Source organism: Fundidesulfovibrio magnetotacticus (assembly GCF_013019105.1).
Taxonomy (GTDB): domain Bacteria; phylum Desulfobacterota; class Desulfovibrionia; order Desulfovibrionales; family Desulfovibrionaceae; genus Fundidesulfovibrio; species Fundidesulfovibrio magnetotacticus.
Genome location: NZ_BLTE01000001.1, coordinates 661,782 through 677,647, shown reverse-complemented (window position 1 = coordinate 677,647; position 15,866 = coordinate 661,782). Strand labels below are relative to the sequence as shown.

The following is a 15,866-nucleotide window of genomic DNA, read 5'->3' as shown; positions in this document are numbered from 1 at the left end:
CGTGGGCTCGGAGGGCAGCGACAGGCCCAGTTCCGTGCGCGAGAGCACGCCGAAGAGCGTCTCCAGCTTGTCCGGGTCGGGCTCGGGGTGCACGCGGTAGGGCAGGGGAGCGCCGTGCTCGGTGAGGTGGCGGGCCACGGCCTCGTTGGCCGCGATCATGAACTCCTCGATGATGCGGTGGGAGAAGCGCCGCTCGCGGGCGCGGATGTCCACCTCGCCGCTGGCGGGGTCCAGGCGGATTTCGGGCTCGGGCAGCTCGAAATCCAGGCTGCCGCGCTCTTCGCGCCGCGCCCGGATGGCCCGGGCCAGGGTCTCGGCGCGGCGCAGCATGGGCATCAGCGTGACCAGGGCCTCGCGCTCGGGGCCGTTCTCCTCCAGGGCGGCGTGCACCTGTTCGTAGGTGAGCCGGGCCTTGCTTCGGATCACCGCCGACGCGAAGTCGCAGCGCCCGGGCAGGCCGGAGGCGTCGAAGCGGATGGCCACGGCCATGGCCAGGCGGTCCACGCCCGGGTTCAGGCTGCACAGCCCGTTGGAGAGGGCCTCGGGGAACATGGGCTCCACCGAGAGCGGGAAATAGCAGGAGTTGCCGCGCTCCATGGCCTCGCGGTCCAGGGGCGAGCCCGCGGGCACGTAGTGGGCCACGTCGGCGATGGCCACGCGCAGCAGGAAGCCCTTGCCGTCCTCCTCCACGAGGATGGCGTCGTCGAAATCCCGGGCGGTTTCGCCGTCGATGGTCACGAAATCCAGGCCGCGCAGGTCCTGCCTGCCGGGGAGGTCGGCCTCGCCGGGCGCGGCGGGGAGCTGGGCGGCCTGTTCCAGGCAGCGCTCCGGGAAGGGGCCGGGGATCTGGTGGTTGAGCTTGACCATGCGCTCCTGCACGGCCAGGTCGGTCTCGCGTCCCAGGGACTCCACGAGGCGCGCGGCGAAGAGCTGGTGGTCGAGCATTTCGCCTGCCTCCAGGGTGAGCACGTCGCCGGGGGCGGGGTCCCTGCCGCCGGGCTCGGTTTCCAGGAGCAGGGCGTGCAGGTGGCGCGGGTCGGTGGGGCGGCACAGGGCCAGGCCGGGCTTGATGAGGCGCTCCACGCGGCAGGGCATGGCCGTCACGCCGCGTTCCAGCACGCGCACCACGCGGCCCTCGGGGTTGCGTCCGCCGTGGCGGGTGAGGGCCACGGCCACGCGGTCGCCGTGCCAGGCCAGGCCGAAGTCGCGCGGGTTGACGAAAACGTCCTTGCGGCGCTTGTCGTCGAGAATCACATAGCCCACGCCCGAGCGCTGCACCTCCAGGCGTCCCGTGACCAGGCGCATGCTCTCGGCCAGGCCCCAGGCCCCCTGGATGCGGATGATCCGCCCGCTCTGGGTGAGCGTCTCCAGCAGGTGCAGCGCCTGGGCCTTCTGCACCTTGTGCGCGCCCAGCCCCGCGAGCACGTCCTTCACGGTGAGGGGCCTGCCGCGCTCCTTGAAGAGGGCCAGCAGCGAAGCCTCGTCCATGCGCGTCGCGACGTGCCCGGTCTTGCGGGCGCGTTTGGCCATGCGGTCGGATCGTTTGGAGCTCATGCGGCCTCCACGCGGTTTCTGCCGTTGCGTTTGGCCAGGTAGACGGCCTGATCCACGCGCTGGAGCAAGGTCTGGAGGGATTCCCCCTGGCGCGCCTGGGCCACGCCGAAGCTGCACGTGACGCCGGGCGCGCCCGCGAAGGGGTGCCGGGACACAATCTCGCAGAGGCGTCCGGCCAGTTCAAGGGCATCGTCCTGGACGGTATAGGGGGAGAGGATCATGAACTCCTCGCCGCCCCAGCGGCCCAGGGCGTCGGTGTCGCGGATGTTGCGCAGCACGAGCCCGGCCAGCTCCTGGAGCACTAGGTCCCCGGCCATGTGGCCGTGGGTGTCGTTGACGGCCTTGAAGTGGTCGATGTCGAACATGATGAGGCTCAGCGGGGCCCCGTAACGCCGGAAGCGCACGTGCTCGGTGTTGATGGCTTCGGAGAGCTTGTAGCGGTTGGCCACGCCGGTGAGGCTGTCCGTGGTGGCGCGGTAGATGAGCTGGACGCGCTCCTGCTCCAGGGGCGTGATGTCGGTGAAGGTGACCACCTCGCGGTCCAGCTCGGGGAAGCCCTTGTGGGTCACCCAGAACATGTTGTCGCCGGAGCATGGCTCGCCGTCGGTGGAGAAGCAGACGGTGTGCTGGCGTCCGGGCTTGGAGCGCAGGATGTCCAGCCAGGTGAAGTCGTGCAGGGGGATGTTCTCTCCGGCCATGTGGATGCTGGTCCTGGACCCGGGCCTGCCTTCCAGGAGGCTTTCGAGCGTTTCGTGCCCCAGGTGCTGGAGGCAGGTGCGGTTGGCGTAGTCCATGCGCCCTTCGCGCGTGGAGATGATGCAGTGGGGGTTGATGTCCAGGAGGTAGGAGAAGAGCGCGGCCCGGGCTTCCTCCTGGCGGCGGTGCAGGGCGTGCCGGGCGTGGCGGTAGAGCACGGGGAGGGCGGCCCCCCGGTCCAGCGGCTTGCGCAGGCAGCCGTCGATGCCCGCCTCCACGGCCTGGAAGAGGACGGGCTCCTCGTCCTGGGAGACCAGGGCCAGCACGGGGGTGTCCGGGGCGTGGGTCTTGAGGATGGTCGCCAGCGAAATGCCGTCCAGGGAGGGCGGCAGGGTCAGGGCCGTGAGCACCATGTCGGGGCGTCGTTCCCGGAAGATCTTGAGTCCCTGGGAGCCGTCGCTGGCGTGAAGGAATTCCCTCGTCAGGGGGCGAAGGAGGTCCTGGAGGTCCGAGGCGGTCTGGTCGTCGTCCTCGACCAGGAGCAGGGTGGTCTTCGCGAGGGTTTCTTCCGGCGTGGGGGCGTTGCGCATGGGAGGAGGGTACAGGATTCGCGAGGTTTTGTCCCCTGGGAGGGGCGGCGTTTCGCGGCTTGTGAAACGCTCCGCCGGTCTGGCCGTGCGCAAGGAGCGTTTTCAGAATCGATTCCATCTGGCACAATGCGATAAAACGCGTTACGAAGGATTGAAAACCATGTCCGGATCGGGTTGGGAACTTGTTGGCGAAGTGCACCTTGGGGCGGAGTTGACCTTCGACGAGGCCCGGGAGGCGGAAGGCCTCCTGCGCGGCGAGCTGGAGGCGCTCATGGAGGAACTGGGCTCGCCCTGGCTCGACGCCAGGGTGACGGGCGAAGGGCTCCTCTTCACGGCTTCGCCACGCGAGGGTGAACAGGAAGACCTCCTGGAGTTGTGCCGGGGCCTCGCGCGGCTGCTTGACCCTGGCGCGCGCGGCCGTCTGGTGGCCGTGGGGGAGGACTTCGGCCCGGTGCTTGTCTTCGGCTTCACCGCGCGCGGCGTGGAGCATCCGCCAGGGGATTGAGACGGGCCCTTCTTTCCCCCAAAGCTCCGGCAATCGTGAAGAAAGTATCAAGGTGCGCATTGTTGACAAAATGATTACAAATGTGAATACACGATGCCGTGTTTTCGTTATGCATAGACAATATCTATCGGGTGGAGGGGAGGCATGGGAATCCGTCGCAAGATGTTCCTGCCGTTCGTCGCGGCCATCGTCGTGCTCGGCGGGGCGAGCCTCTGGGTGCTCTATTCGTCCCTGGAGAACCTGGAGGAGAAGTTCATCGGCCATGTGCTGGCGGGCAAGGCGGCCGAGGTGCAAAGCGCCATCGAGAGCGCCTCGCGCGCGGCCATGGAGCAGGCGGTGCTCTTCTCGCGCATTCCTGGGGTCCAGGCCGCTTATGAGGAGGCCCTGGGGGGCAACATTTCCGACGAGTCCGACCCGGCCGTGCAGCGCGCCCGCGAGGCCATCCGCCGCGAACTGGGGGGGCTGCTCCAGGGCTACGAGGCGGGCATGGGCCGCAAGCTCCAACTGCACTACCACCTGCCCAACGTGCGCAGCCTCGTGCGCCTGTGGCGCGACAAGCAGGTGGTGCGCGGCGGCCAGAAGCTCGACGTCTCCGACGATCTCTCGAGCTTCCGCCCCACCGTGGCCGAGGTGAACCGCTCCGGCAAGCCCGTGATGGGCATCGAACTGGGCGAGGGCGGCTTCGCCATCCGGGGCGTCACCCCCGTGCTGAGCGCCCAGGGCAAGCCCGTGGGCTCCGTGGAGACCCTGGCCGACTTCGCCGCCGTGCTCCAGGGAGCGTCCAGCGGCGGCCAGCAGCTGATCCTGTACATGAACGCGGAGCACCTGAAGATCACCGCCGCCCTGCGCGACAGCGCCAAGTACCCCTTGCTGGCCGACCGCTACGTGCTGGTCTCCGGCGGCAAGGACGCCCAGGCCGAAAAGCTCGTCTCGCCCGCCCTGCTGGACAGGGGGGCCAAGGGCCTGGCCCAGGAGACCCGCGAGGGCCTGGCCCTGGGCGCGTTCCCCATCAAGGACTACAAGGGGACACAGGTGGGCGTGGTGGTGGCGGTGCTGGACATCCGCACGGAAAAGGCCCTCATCTCCATGGTGGAATACACCCTGGCGGGCATGCTCCTCCTGCTGCTGGCCGTGCCCACGGGCATCGCCGGATACGCCTTCAACAAACTCGTGGCCCGGCCCGTGGACCTGATCGTCGAGAAGATCAAGGACATCACCGAGGACAAGGCCGACCTCACCGCCAAACTGCCCGCCGACTCCGGCGACGAGATGGCCAGCCTCGCCCAGTGGTTCAACAGGCTCATGGACAAACTCTCCGGGTTCATCTCCCTGAACAAGGCCGTGCTTGACGCCGTGCCCGACCCCCTCTTCGTGGTGGACAAGGACCGGCGCATCCTCCTGGCCAACAAGGCCACCGCCGAGCTGGCCGGACACAACCAGGACGCCCTGCGCGGCCAGGGCTGCGCCGACATCTTCGGCACCGACGTGTGCGGCACCACCCGTTGTCCGGTGCGGATGATCCAGGACGGCAAGGCCGTGGCCCAGGATACCGTCATCGACTGCCGCAAGGCCGGCAAGCGCATGGTCATCAAACCCTTCGTCCAGGCCGTGCGCGACGCGCACGGGCACGAGTTCGGCTGGCTGGAGTTCGCCCAGAACATCACCGGCGTGGTGGAGCGCGAGGAGGCCCTGCAGGAACACCTCGACCAGCTCCAGACCGTCAACGCCGAAATCTCCCACGTGGCCGGGGAGATCACCGGCTCGCTGCGCACCATCTCCACCCAGGTGGAGGAGGTGAACCGGGGCGCGGGAGTGCAGCGCCGCCGCGTGGAGGAGACCATGGCCGCCATGACCCAGATGACCGGGGCCGCGCGCGACGTGGCCCACAGCGCCCAGGCCGCCGCCACCCAGGCCGAGGAGGCCCGGGGTGCGGCCGCCGAGGGCGAGCAGGTGGTGCGCCAGGCCACCGGCGTGATCAACGCCGTCAAGGACCAGACCGAACTGCTCAAGGCCAACATGGGCGCCCTGGGCCAGCGCGCCCAGGATATCGGGCGCATCCTCACCGTGATCTCCGACATCGCCGACCAGACCAACCTCCTGGCCCTGAACGCCGCCATCGAGGCCGCACGGGCCGGAGAGGCCGGGCGGGGCTTCGCCGTGGTGGCCGACGAGGTGCGCAAGCTGGCCGAAAAGACCATGACCGCCACCGGCGAGGTCACCCAGGTGATTTCCGCCATCCAGCAGGAGACCCACCGCAACCTGGAGGTCACCGAGCAGGCCGCGCGCACGGTGGACGAAGCCACCATGCTCTCGGGCCGCTCCGGCGAGAACCTGCACCGCATCGTGGAGCTGGTGACGGGCACGGCCGGGCAGGTGCAGTCCATCGCGGCGGCGGTGGAGGAGCAGTCGGCCGTGAGCGTGCACATCTCCAAGGCCCTGGACGACGTGTCCGCCGTGTCCGAGGACACGGCCAAGGGCATGGACGAGTCGGCCCATTCCCTGGCCCAGCTGGGGCAGCTGGCCGAACGCCTGAAGACCGTGAGCCTGGGCATGTAGCGAACGCTCCGCCAAGGATCGAAGCGATACGGCCGGCCAGGGTGTCCCCCTGGTCGGCCGTTTGCGTCGCGGTTGCGGCCGTCCGGCGCGCCGGGCTCAGGAAGGCAGTGCGCGGGTTGCCGCCAACGGCTTGCAGTCCGTGGCCTTTTCTCCCTCGCACTGCAACTCGCGGATCAGGCTGCCCAGCACCTGGGCCTGGGAGGACAGCTCGGCCACGGCCGAGGAGGCGTGGCGCATGGCCTCCGATGTCAACGAGGAGATGCGGTTGATGTCCTCCACGCTGCGGTTGATCTCCTCGCTGGCCGCGCTCTGCTGCTCCGCGGCCGTGGCGATGGAGCGCACCTGGTCGGCCGCGTTCTCCACAAGCTCCACGATCTGGCGCAGGGACTCGCCGGAGCTGTTGGCCAGCCCGGTGGCCTCCTCGATGAGCCTGGCGGCCGTCTCCACGTTGTTCACGTTCACGCGCGCGCCCTGCTGGATGCCGGAGATGGCCTCGCCCACCTCGCGGGTGGCGGTCATGGTCTTTTCGGCCAGCTTGCGCACCTCGTCGGCCACCACGGCGAAGCCGCGCCCGGCGTCACCGGCGCGTGCGGCCTCGATGGCGGCGTTCAAGGCCAGGAGGTTGGTCTGGTCGGCGATGTCGTTGATCACGGTCATCACCTGGCTGATGCCCTCGGCGCGTCGGCCCAGGGCGTTCATGTCGGTCTTGAGGGCCTGGGCCTGGTCCATGACGTGGCTGATGCCCTGCACCACCTTTTCCACCACGTGCGAGCCTTCCTCGGCCATGTCCTTGGCGCGCACGGTGGTCTCGGCGGCCTGGGAGGCGTTGCGGGCCACTTCCAGCACGGTGGCGTTCATCTCTTCCATGGCCGTGGCCGTCTCGTCGGTGCGACGGGCCTGCTCCTGCGAGCCCCGGCTGGATTCCTCCACCTGGGCCGTAAGCTCTTCCGAGGCCGATGAGACCACGGCCACCACGTCCTCCAGGCGTGCTGCGGCGGCCAGCATGCCCTCGGCCTTGGCGCGCTCGGCCTGGGCCAGGGCCTCTTCGGCCTGGAGCACGGCCTTGCGGGCGATCTCGGTCTGCTCTTCGGCCTCGCGGGTCTTGCCCTCGGCGGTGGCGATCATGCCGCGCAGGCGCTCCACCATCACGCGCAGGGAGTCCGAGAGCACGCCCAGTTCGTCGTCGCGGCGAACGTCCAGGGATCGGTCCAGCTGGCCCTGGGCCACGGCGTGGGCGAAGTCCGCGTTGGCGGCCAGATCCCGGACCATGGCGCGCACGATGAAGAAGATGATCAGGCTCACCAAAACGATGCCCGCCCCTCCGAACGCTGCGGTGGCGTCGCGCACGGCCTTGGAGGCTTCGGCCGAATCGGCCCTGTTCACGGTGACGGCCACGATCCAGCCAGTGGCCTTTTCGCGGGTGAAGGCCACCGACTGCTCCTCGCCCTGGTCCGCGTGGGAGACCTGGCCCTTGTCCAGGCCCACGAGCCCGCGCCCCCATGCGCTCTCGGCCAGGTTGCGCTTCATGATGAGCGCGGCGTCCGGGTGGGCGAACACCAGGCCCTGGCGGGTGGCCAGGAAGGCGTGCCCCGTGCGGCCCAGCCGGATGGGGGAGACCATGGTGTCCGTGAACTTGCCCAAATCCACCCGGGCGTAGACCACCCCCATGATGCGCCCGCCGTCCTTGACGGGCGCGGCCACGATGAACACCGGCTTGCCCGTGACGCGGCTGACCAGCGGCTCCGAGACCGAAGCCTCGCCCCGCATGGCCAGCTTGAAGTAGTCGCGGTCGGCAAAGTTGCCAGTGGCCTTGGGGTCGCTGCTGAGCACGGTCTCGCCCTTGACGTCCAGGAGGTTGGCGGCCTGCACGGACTCCTCGAACCCGGTGAGCTCCTTGAGGGCGGTCACGGCGGCCTCCCGCGAGGCGGGGGAGGGCTCCCGGAGGAAACCGACGATCTGGGGCGACCGGCTCTGGATGAGCAGTACCGCCCGGATGTCCTCGACCCACATGCCCGTGCCCTTGGCCAGGATGTCCACGGAACTGGACGAGGCGTTCAGCATCTCGTTCCAGAGCTGATCTGCGGCCTTGCGGTAGGAAAAGTAGCTGGCCAGCCCCATGGTGAGGAACACTGCGCAGAGTGTCGGGACGAGAATCTTGCCGCGCAAGCCCATTTTCATAAGAAACCTCCGGATTCGGTCGAGCAGCGCTGTCCGCCTGGACGCAGCGCGGCTCCCGGGGGAAGGCGCGCCCTGCGCGTGGGCGGAATCAGGATTGCAACAGGGAGGAACCCGGGGGGGCAAGCCGGCCGGACAATGAATCGTAACCCTAATGTAACAGCATGCCGGGCTGTTGGGAAGATGAATCACGAAATGACGGTGTTCCGTGCACGGCCCAGGGGAGCCCCGCGCCAGAGGAAAACATCCCCGGGCTCTTGACCCCGAGGGCAAGGAGGGGCACTGCCTTTGCGGGACATTCCCCGCGAGGTAGACCATGCATCCATCGTATTGCGCGCCGCGCCAGGCGGCGAGCCCGTTGCGTCCGGCCCTTTTCGTTCTGGCCATGGCCCTGCTGGTGGGGGCGTGCGGCCCCAAACCGTCCGGCATGGACGTCACCTTCAAGCCCAAGCCCTCCTGGACCACCGAAAAGGCCATCGACGACCTCAAGGAAATGCCCCAGGACGCCCTGGCCTACATGGACAAGGCCCAGGCCGACGCCCCGCTCCTGGACCCCGGCTCGGCCAAGATGCGCGCCGAGATCTACATTGAGCGCCTCTTCGGACCCTGGCGCGGCGCCAACCCGGCCTACGCCCTCAAGTCGGCCCAGCGCTCCCTCACGGCCTACTCGCGCAAGCCCGGCTACGACGAACTCGGCGCGGCCCGCCTGCGCCCCTGGGCCGACCGCATCATCTGGAACGCCAACCTGCGCTCCTTCGCCAAGGCCCGTCGCCCGGCCATCGCCGTGGCCAACACCAACCTGCGCGCCATCCCCACCATGGACCCCCGCTACGGCACGCCCGGGCGTCCGGGCCAGGGCTATCCCTTCGACATGCTCCAGATGTCCGCCCTGTGGGTGGGCACGCCCGTGCTGGTGGACCACGTAAGCCGCGACGGCCAGTGGGCCCTGGTGGAGTCGGCCATCGCCCCGGGCTGGGTGCGCTCCGCCGACCTGGCCTACGTGGACGACGCCTTCATGAACGGCTGGCTCACCCGGGCCTTCGCCACCGTGACGGCCGAGAAGGTCCCCCTGACGCCCGGGCTTTCGGCCGGCGTGGGCGCGGTGCTCCCCGTGGAGGAGACCGACGGCGTGCGCCTGAAGATCATGGTCCCCCAGGCGGGTCCCGGCGGGCAGGCGGCGGTCTCGACGGTGTGGCTCACCCAGGGCGAGGCGGCGCTCATGCCCCAGGCGGCCACGCCGCGCAACATCGCCCGCGCGGCCAACCAGATGATGGGGCAGGCCTACGGCTGGGGCGGCCTGGACGGCAAGCGCGACTGCTCCGCCGCCACCCGCGACGTGCTGGCCCCCTTCGGCCTCTGGCTGCCGCGCAACTCCGCCGCCCAGGCCAAGCGCGGCACCTTCATCCCCCTGGACGGCATGACCGGCGAGGAAAAGGAGCAGGTGATCCTCAAAAACGCCATCCCCTTCAGCACGCTCATCTGGATGCCCGGGCACATCCTGCTCTATGTGGGGCAGTACAAGGGCCATCCGGCGGCCTTCCACAACATGTGGGGCATGCGCACCCTGGAAAACGGGGCCGAGGGACGCAAGGTGGTGGGCAAAGCCGTGATCACCACGCTGCGCCTGGGCGAGAACTACCCGGAAGTGGGGCCCGAGCGCATCATGCTGGGCCGCGTGCGCGGCATCACCCTGGTGACCCCGGCCGGAGGCAAGGACGCCCAGGAGCCCGCCACCGAGGAGGAAGCCCCGGACCCGGACCAGTAACCCCGGCGTTGTCCGCGCGGCCCGCCCGGGCCGCGCGCCGCGACCATGGCAGGGACGCCGCGACGCCGGGAGTCGCGATCGCCGCATCGGAAGAACGGCGCGGGACCGCCCAGCGCCAGGGAGGCGCGCCGTGACCATCGATCTCAAGAACACCCTGCTGGTCTGCGCGGCGGTGCTGGCGCTGCTGGCCATGGTGAAGCGCCTGGGTTCCAGCAGGCCGCATCGCCTTAGCCTGGCCCAGAAGAACCTCATCGCCACGAACTTCGGCTCGTTCACCACGCTCTACACGCTCTTTCTGGGGCTTGCGGTGGTCACGCTCCTGCAGGATTACAATTCCCTGGAGGAGGCCGCCACCCAGGAGGCCGACCTCCTGCGCGTGGAGCACGAGCTCTCGCGCGAGCTGCCGGGTTCCGGCCCCTTCCGGGAGGCCCTGCGCGCCCACGTGGGCTGGGTGATGGGGCCGGGCTGGGAGCGCATGGCCCGGGGCGAGCGCGACGACGGCGGCGAGGAGATCTATCGCGGGGTCTGGCAGGCCCTGCACGGCATGGCCGTGCCCGACGCCCAGGCGGCCCAGCTTCGGCTGTTCATCCTGGACAAGATGGTGGACATCAACAGGCTGCGCCACCGGCGCATGCTGGCCGCCAGCGGCAACCTCTACACGCCCATCTGGGTCCTGGTGCTCCTGGGGGCGTTCTTCACCGTGGCAGGCTTCTACTTCATCGACGCCGAGCATCCGGCGGCGGACCTCTTCTTCGCGGCCATGATGCTGAGCCTCGTGCTGGGCAACGTGTTCATCCTCTACGAGCTGGACACGCCCTATTCCGGGATCATCCACATCGGCCCCGAGCGTTTCGCGGCCCTCCATGCCGCCATGGCCGCCCCCGGAGGGGGATGACGGGCAAGGCCCCTCGCGGGAGGGCTGGCCCGGCTGCCTTCCTGGCGACGGACGCCTTGCGAGGCCGCGCCACTAGACGAGGCGGTCGATGGCCAGGTTCAGGCTCCGGGGGTCCAGGCAGGCCTCGATGGCCAGGCCTCCGGGGCCGTCCTTGGGGGTGCGCGCCAGGTCCACCAGTTCGGGGCGCAGGGGGGCGAGCCTGCGCGAGTGGCTTACTTTCACCAGGGGGCGCGCCGGGGTCTCGGGGCGCGAGTCCACCACCACGGCGTAGGTCTGATCCGACAGGCGCACGAAGGAACCCGGCGGGTAGACGCCGAAGCACTCCACGAACTTCTCCAACAGTCCCGGGTGGAAGCTCTCGTTGCGCCAGGCGAACATGGACTTCACCGAGTCGTGGGGCGTGAAGGCCTTCTTGTAGACGCGGTCGCTGGTGAGGGCGTCGTAGATGTCCACGATGGTCAGGATGCGCGAGAAGGGGTCCTTCTCGTCGCCCTGAAGCTTGCGGGGGTAGCCCTGGCCGTCGTAGCGCTCGTGGTGGTGCAGCACGCCCAGGAGGATGTCGGTGGTGATGCCCGGCTGGCCGCGCAGCAACTCGTAGCCCAGCACGCTGTGGCGGCGCATCACGTCGAATTCCCTCTCGGAGAGGCGTCCGGGCTTGTTGAGGATGTCCAGGGGGATCCTGAACTTGCCCAGGTCGTGGTAGAGCCCGGCGAAGCCCAGGCGGCGCAGTTCCTCGCCCTCCATGCCCAGGTGGCGGCCGAAGAGCAGGGCCAGGAGCGAGACGTTCAGGCTGTGGCGCAGCGTGTATTCGTCGTGGTGGTGGAGCTTGGCCAGCAGCAGCAGCTGGGCCGGGTCCGTCGCCATGCCCGAAAGGAGCGTGTCCACGGCGGCGAAGGACTGGGAGTAGTCCACCTCCAGGCCCTCGCGCACCTTGCGCATCACGTCCATCACATGGCCCAGGCAGTGGGCGTAGACCTTCCCGGCCGGGGCGTCCGGGGGCGGGGCGGAATCCCGGGACTCTTCGGGAGCCGGTCCGGAATGCTGGCCGGGCGTCTGGACGGGGGCCGGATCGGGGCTCTGGGCGGAGGCCTGCGCGCTCCCGGGGCGCGGGGCGAGGGTCTTTTCCGTGTCCACCGTGACGGTCCGGACCCCGGAATCCTTCAGGGCGCGGATGCGCTCGGTGTCGTGCATCCAGTCGCGCACGGATTCGAGAGGGCTCCGCAGGGTGCCTTCTCCCGCGCGCTCCACGTACATGCCCGGGACGAGCTGGTCGATGGGGATTTCCTTGAGCATGTCTGGCCCGCTTCTCTGCTTGGACTCGGGCGCGGCACGCATTCGCCCACCAGAACGCTACACTTTCCGGGCGCGCCGGTAAAGCGCCGCGCGTCAGGTGAGCGCGCCGGACGGGGAATCCCGCAACGGACGTCTCCCCCGGACGCCGACCCGGGTCTGCGTCTGGTGCCGGGCCGTGCCAGGCGGGTCAGCAGGCGCAACGGTAGAGCTCCCAGGTTTCCATGAAGGCCTTGTCGAAGGAGCGCTCCTCCATGGCGGCGCGGGCGGCGCGGCTCATGCGTTTGCGGCGGGGCTCGTCGCGCAGCAGTTCGGCCATGGCCCGGCAGAGGCTTTGCGCGTCGCCCCGGGGCGCGACGACACCCGTGACGCCGTCCTCCACGTTCTCCCGTGGGCCGCCCTGCGCGCCCACCACCACGGGCAGGCCCGAGGCCTGGGCCTCCAGGACCACGTTGCCGAAGGTGTCAGTGGCGCTGGGGAACACGAAGAGATCGCAGGAGGCGTAGAGGCGGGCCAGGTCGTCGCCCTGGATGTAGCCGGTGAACACCGCGCCCTTGCCTTCGAGCCCCTGCTTCATCTCCCGGGCGTAGGGTCCGTCTCCGGCCACCACAAGGTTGGCCTCGGGCAGGGTGCGGCGCAGCTCCAGGAAGGCCTCGGCCAGCAGGTGCAGGTTCTTCTCCCGGGAGATGCGGCCCACGTAGAGCAGGGCGGGGCCTTTGCGCACGCCCCAGCGCTCCAGGATGCCGTCGCGCTTGGCCGGGGTGAAGCGTTCGATGTCCACGCCCCTGGTGAACAGGGTGATCTTGCGCCGCTCGATGCCCTTTGCGGCCAGCTCGTCCCCGGTGGCCTTGCTGGGCACGAAGACCTTATCCATCTGATTGTAATACCAGAGCATGTACTTCCACATGAGTTCCTCCATGGCGTCGTCTCCCGTGAGGGCCTTGGCGTACTGGGGGAAGGCCGTGTGGTAGGTGCCGTAGACCGGCAGCTTGAGGATGCGCGCGATGCCCAGGGCCGCGAGCCCGATGGGGCCGGGCGTGGCCGAGTGCAGGTGGGTGAAGCCCTGCTCGTGGACGTATTCGAGCATCTCCAGGAAGGGCGGGTAGTGGAAGGTCTGGCCGGGATACTCGGCCAACTCGCAGCTGCCGATGGGCGCGAACTGGCGCACGCCCTCGATGTCCGCGCCGTCCTGGCGCGAGCAGGTGATCACGCGCAGCTCCTTGCCGTGCTTGAGGGCCATGTCCACCTGCATCCTGAGGGTGAGGGCCACGCCGTTCACGTCGTGGAAGGTGTCGGTGAAGTGGCCGACCTTCACGTTCTGGCCTTCCGTTCCGCCCCGCAGGGCGGCGTGAGCCTGGCGGCAGAGGGCGCGGTCCTTGGTGAAGACGGTGTAGGCCACGAAGTAGGGCGCCAGGGCCGTGTAGAGCGCCCCTGCCGCGCCCAGGCCGTTGAACACGTCGAAGAGGTTGGCCCCGGAGAGCTGGCGCAGCAGCCTGTCGCCGAACCCGGCAAGCACCTTGTCGGAGGCGCGGGTGACGAAGCGGAACCATTCGTCCTCCAGGCTGGCCCCGGCGTGCTCCCCGGAGCGCGGGGCGGCTCCGGGCGCTGTCCCGGACTTGGCCATGGCGAAGAGGGCCTTGTCCTCGTGGATCAGGCGCTCGGCCTCGTGGCGCAGCATGTCCGGCAGCGAGCCCGAGGCCGGGGCGCGCCGCGAGCGCTTCACGGCCGTCCAGAGGGCCTGGAGCCGGAAGACCACGCCCGCCCTGCGGCCCGGATCGCCCGAGAGAAAGCGGTCCAGGAAGGTGAGCAGCACGTCCTTGTCCACGGTGCGCTCCAGCCCGAAGCGCGCTTTGTAGAACTGGTAGGCGATGGCGTAGAGGTTGTGGGCCATGGCCTTGGGGGAGGAAGTGCGCCCGGCGGGGCGCGCGCGGCCCTGGGCCACGGACTCCAGGAACGCCGGCAGGCCCTTCGCGTCCGGCACGTGGGTGTGCATGGAGGCGATGCCCAGGGAGCTGTGGTCGTCGGAGCCGCCGGTGAGCCCTTTGACCCACGGGGTCGCGCCCACGGGCTCCAGGCCGTGGCGGTCCGCCAAGCGCTCCATGTCTTTGCGCGTCAGCCCGGTGAGGAGGCTTCGGAGGGTGTCGTTCTGGTAGGCGTCGCGGGTGCCGTTGAGCTCGAAGGTCTCGAAGAGCAGGAGCATGCGCTCGAAGTGCCAGGGCGTGAGCTTGTCGTTGACCCCGAAGAGCGGGTGGGCCAGCACGTGGACGATGCCCTCCCCGCGCAGGTAGGCCACGAGATCGTGGATGTTCTCTCGGACTTTCTGGATGTCCTGGTGGATGGCCTCGTCGATGTCCAGGACCAGCACGTGGGCCTTGCAGCCGTCCTCGGGGAAATAGGTGGTGACCTCCTCGCTCACGAAGGTCCCCGGCAGATGGGCGATCTCCAGGGCTCCGGCGATGGTGTTGTGGTCGGTGATGGTCACCAGGTCCATGCCCCTGCTTTTGGCGATCTCGTAGAGCTTGCGTGGTTCGGTGAAGCTTTCGGGACAGCCGAGCTTCTGGAGGAACCACTGGGAGGGGCGGGTGGAGTGCTTGGAGTGGACGTGGAGGTCGATTTTCATGGCCTGGCTCCTGGATTGAGGCTCAAACGCCGGATCGGCCCCGTGGGGCCGATCCGGCGTGTGGTTCTGGGGTTGTCCGGCGAGTGGCCGCGCCGGGCGGCGGGGGGGAGCGTCCGGGCGGACCGGGCCGCATGAAGGCTGGAGAGGGTGGTGCGGGTGGCGCTGCGGCGCGTCCGCACGGACGGGCGCGGCGTGCGCCGGGCTTGGCGGCGGCTTGCGTCGGCGGATGATGGTGGCTGTGCTGCCAAGGCCTGCGTCCTCCCTGTTCCGGGAGGGCTAGCATGCGCGGGGTTGTGCGTCGTGACGCCAGGCGGTGGATTGCGTGACAGCTGGAGGCGGTCCTGTGTCGGGGGCGGGGCGGCGCGCCGGGACGTGCCGGGAGGGCGGGGCACGAAGGAAGCCGGATAAGGCGCGCCGTGGCCGGAACGGGTTCGGGCGGCCCCGAAACGCAGGGCCGAGTCGGGAGGAGCAAGGCAGGTTGGACGGCAGGCGCGCGGGCCAGCGGAGAGGCTATTTGGAGAGCGCGGCCTTCTCGCTTGCGAAGAAGACGTAGTTCCCGGCGATGCTGCCGCTGCCGGGGCTCACGGCGGCGGGGGGCTTTGAGGCGGTGAACATGCCGCTGTAGCCGACGGCCACGAAGTATCCGCCGGAGGGGTCCTTGGGGTGCTTCATGAGCAGGTCGAAGGCGAAGCCGGAGGGCGTGATGGCCTGGGTGGGGTAGGTTTTCTGGGCCTTGACGAGCACGTTGCCTTTTTCGTCGCAGAGGTAGGCGGCCAGGGTGAGGTCCTCCACGGTGTCGGCCCAAAGCGGGAGGTTCTCCTTGATGGGCCAGGCCGTGCCCTTGACCTCGAACTGCCCCTCGTGGGGTTGCGTGAGCAGGTCGAAGTGCATGAACTTGGCGTAGATCTTCAGGGACCCGCCATCCTCCCAGGGTTTCACCACGAGATGCGCGGCCGTGAGCTTGGAGGTGCAGCCCGCCAGCGCCAGGGCCAGCAGGGCCGCGCAAGCCAGGAGCGTTGCAGCCGGAAACGGGGACCTGCCACGCGGGGGGACGCTGGGAAGGAACGCCATCATGTCGGACGGATATCCTGAAACATCCGGGCTGGCAAGCGGGTGGCCGGGGGGGGGGGGCAGCCATGGCGGTGTGGGCGTCTCCGGTGGCGAGGCTCTCAGAGGAGCGACAAAAAAGGCGGCCGGGGTTTCCCCCGGCCGCCAGGAAG

General features: G+C 69.3%; 10 protein-coding genes. 4 read left to right on the top strand and 6 right to left on the bottom strand.

Annotated features, from left to right (window positions below):
- Positions 1 to 1,554: ribonuclease R family protein (locus tag NNJEOMEG_RS03065; protein WP_173081149.1), on the bottom strand; the 1,554-nt coding region annotated here is incomplete at its 3' end.
- A complete protein-coding gene (locus NNJEOMEG_RS03060) occupies positions 1,551 to 2,840 on the bottom strand; it encodes a sensor domain-containing diguanylate cyclase (RefSeq protein WP_173081147.1) in 1,290 nt (429 codons plus the stop codon). The genes NNJEOMEG_RS03065 and NNJEOMEG_RS03060, both read right to left, overlap by 4 nt.
- Positions 2,841 to 3,000: 160 nt before the next feature.
- On the opposite strand from NNJEOMEG_RS03060, the gene NNJEOMEG_RS03055 reads away from it, so the two are divergent.
- Positions 3,001 to 3,345, top strand: coding sequence for a hypothetical protein (locus tag NNJEOMEG_RS03055; RefSeq protein ID WP_173081145.1), 345 nt, complete (start codon positions 3,001 to 3,003; stop codon positions 3,343 to 3,345).
- A gap of 144 nt (positions 3,346 to 3,489) precedes the next feature.
- Positions 3,490 to 5,901: a methyl-accepting chemotaxis protein gene (locus NNJEOMEG_RS03050; protein WP_173081143.1), complete on the top strand. Its 2,412-nt coding sequence runs from the start codon at positions 3,490 to 3,492 to the stop codon at positions 5,899 to 5,901.
- A 96-nt stretch (positions 5,902 to 5,997) separates the two neighbouring features.
- Here NNJEOMEG_RS03050 and NNJEOMEG_RS03045 read toward each other — a convergent pair whose 3' ends face one another.
- Positions 5,998 to 8,079 (bottom strand): methyl-accepting chemotaxis protein, encoded by a 2,082-nt coding sequence (locus NNJEOMEG_RS03045; RefSeq protein ID WP_173081141.1) that lies wholly within the window; start codon positions 8,077 to 8,079, stop codon positions 5,998 to 6,000.
- 313 nt (positions 8,080 to 8,392) lie between these two features.
- Here NNJEOMEG_RS03045 and NNJEOMEG_RS03040 point away from each other — a divergent pair, with 313 nt between their 5' ends.
- Both NNJEOMEG_RS03040 and NNJEOMEG_RS03035 read left to right on the top strand, forming a co-directional pair.
- Positions 8,393 to 9,841, top strand: coding sequence for a C40 family peptidase (locus NNJEOMEG_RS03040; RefSeq protein ID WP_173081139.1), 1,449 nt, complete (start codon positions 8,393 to 8,395; stop codon positions 9,839 to 9,841).
- Positions 9,842 to 9,971: 130 nt separating this feature from the next.
- Positions 9,972 to 10,736, top strand: a complete 765-nt coding sequence (locus NNJEOMEG_RS03035) for a bestrophin-like domain (RefSeq protein ID WP_173081137.1) — start codon at positions 9,972 to 9,974, stop codon at positions 10,734 to 10,736.
- Positions 10,737 to 10,808: 72 nt separating this feature from the next.
- Here the strand turns inward: NNJEOMEG_RS03035 and NNJEOMEG_RS03030 are convergent, their stop codons facing one another.
- The 3 genes from NNJEOMEG_RS03030 to NNJEOMEG_RS03020 all read right to left on the bottom strand — a co-directional run bounded on the left by NNJEOMEG_RS03030 (position 10,809) and on the right by NNJEOMEG_RS03020 (position 15,720).
- Positions 10,809 to 12,029, bottom strand: coding sequence for a cyclic di-GMP phosphodiesterase (locus NNJEOMEG_RS03030; protein WP_173081135.1), 1,221 nt, complete (start codon positions 12,027 to 12,029; stop codon positions 10,809 to 10,811).
- A gap of 187 nt (positions 12,030 to 12,216) precedes the next feature.
- Entirely contained in the window at positions 12,217 to 14,646 is a 2,430-nt protein-coding gene (locus NNJEOMEG_RS03025; RefSeq protein WP_173081133.1) for a glycosyltransferase, read from the bottom strand.
- Positions 14,647 to 15,156: 510 nt separating this feature from the next.
- Positions 15,157 to 15,720: a hypothetical protein gene (locus NNJEOMEG_RS03020; RefSeq protein ID WP_173081131.1), complete on the bottom strand. Its 564-nt coding sequence runs from the start codon at positions 15,718 to 15,720 to the stop codon at positions 15,157 to 15,159.
- Between the last annotated feature and the right edge of the window lie 146 nt (positions 15,721 to 15,866).

What these genes read in the sequence shown, in the direction of transcription:
- NNJEOMEG_RS03045 (WP_173081141.1), bottom strand. Translation starts at nt 8,079, where the DNA reads ATGAAAATGGGCTTGCGCGGCAAGATTCTCGTCCCGACACTCTGCGCA.
- NNJEOMEG_RS03050 (WP_173081143.1), top strand. Translation starts at nt 3,490, where the DNA reads ATGGGAATCCGTCGCAAGATGTTCCTGCCGTTCGTCGCGGCCATCGTC.
- NNJEOMEG_RS03040 (WP_173081139.1), top strand. Translation starts at nt 8,393, where the DNA reads ATGCATCCATCGTATTGCGCGCCGCGCCAGGCGGCGAGCCCGTTGCGT.
- NNJEOMEG_RS03060 (WP_173081147.1), bottom strand. Translation starts at nt 2,840, where the DNA reads ATGCGCAACGCCCCCACGCCGGAAGAAACCCTCGCGAAGACCACCCTG.
- NNJEOMEG_RS03055 (WP_173081145.1), top strand. Translation starts at nt 3,001, where the DNA reads ATGTCCGGATCGGGTTGGGAACTTGTTGGCGAAGTGCACCTTGGGGCG.
- NNJEOMEG_RS03025 (WP_173081133.1), bottom strand. Translation starts at nt 14,646, where the DNA reads ATGAAAATCGACCTCCACGTCCACTCCAAGCACTCCACCCGCCCCTCC.
- NNJEOMEG_RS03030 (WP_173081135.1), bottom strand. Translation starts at nt 12,029, where the DNA reads ATGCTCAAGGAAATCCCCATCGACCAGCTCGTCCCGGGCATGTACGTG.
- NNJEOMEG_RS03020 (WP_173081131.1), bottom strand. Translation starts at nt 15,720, where the DNA reads ATGATGGCGTTCCTTCCCAGCGTCCCCCCGCGTGGCAGGTCCCCGTTT.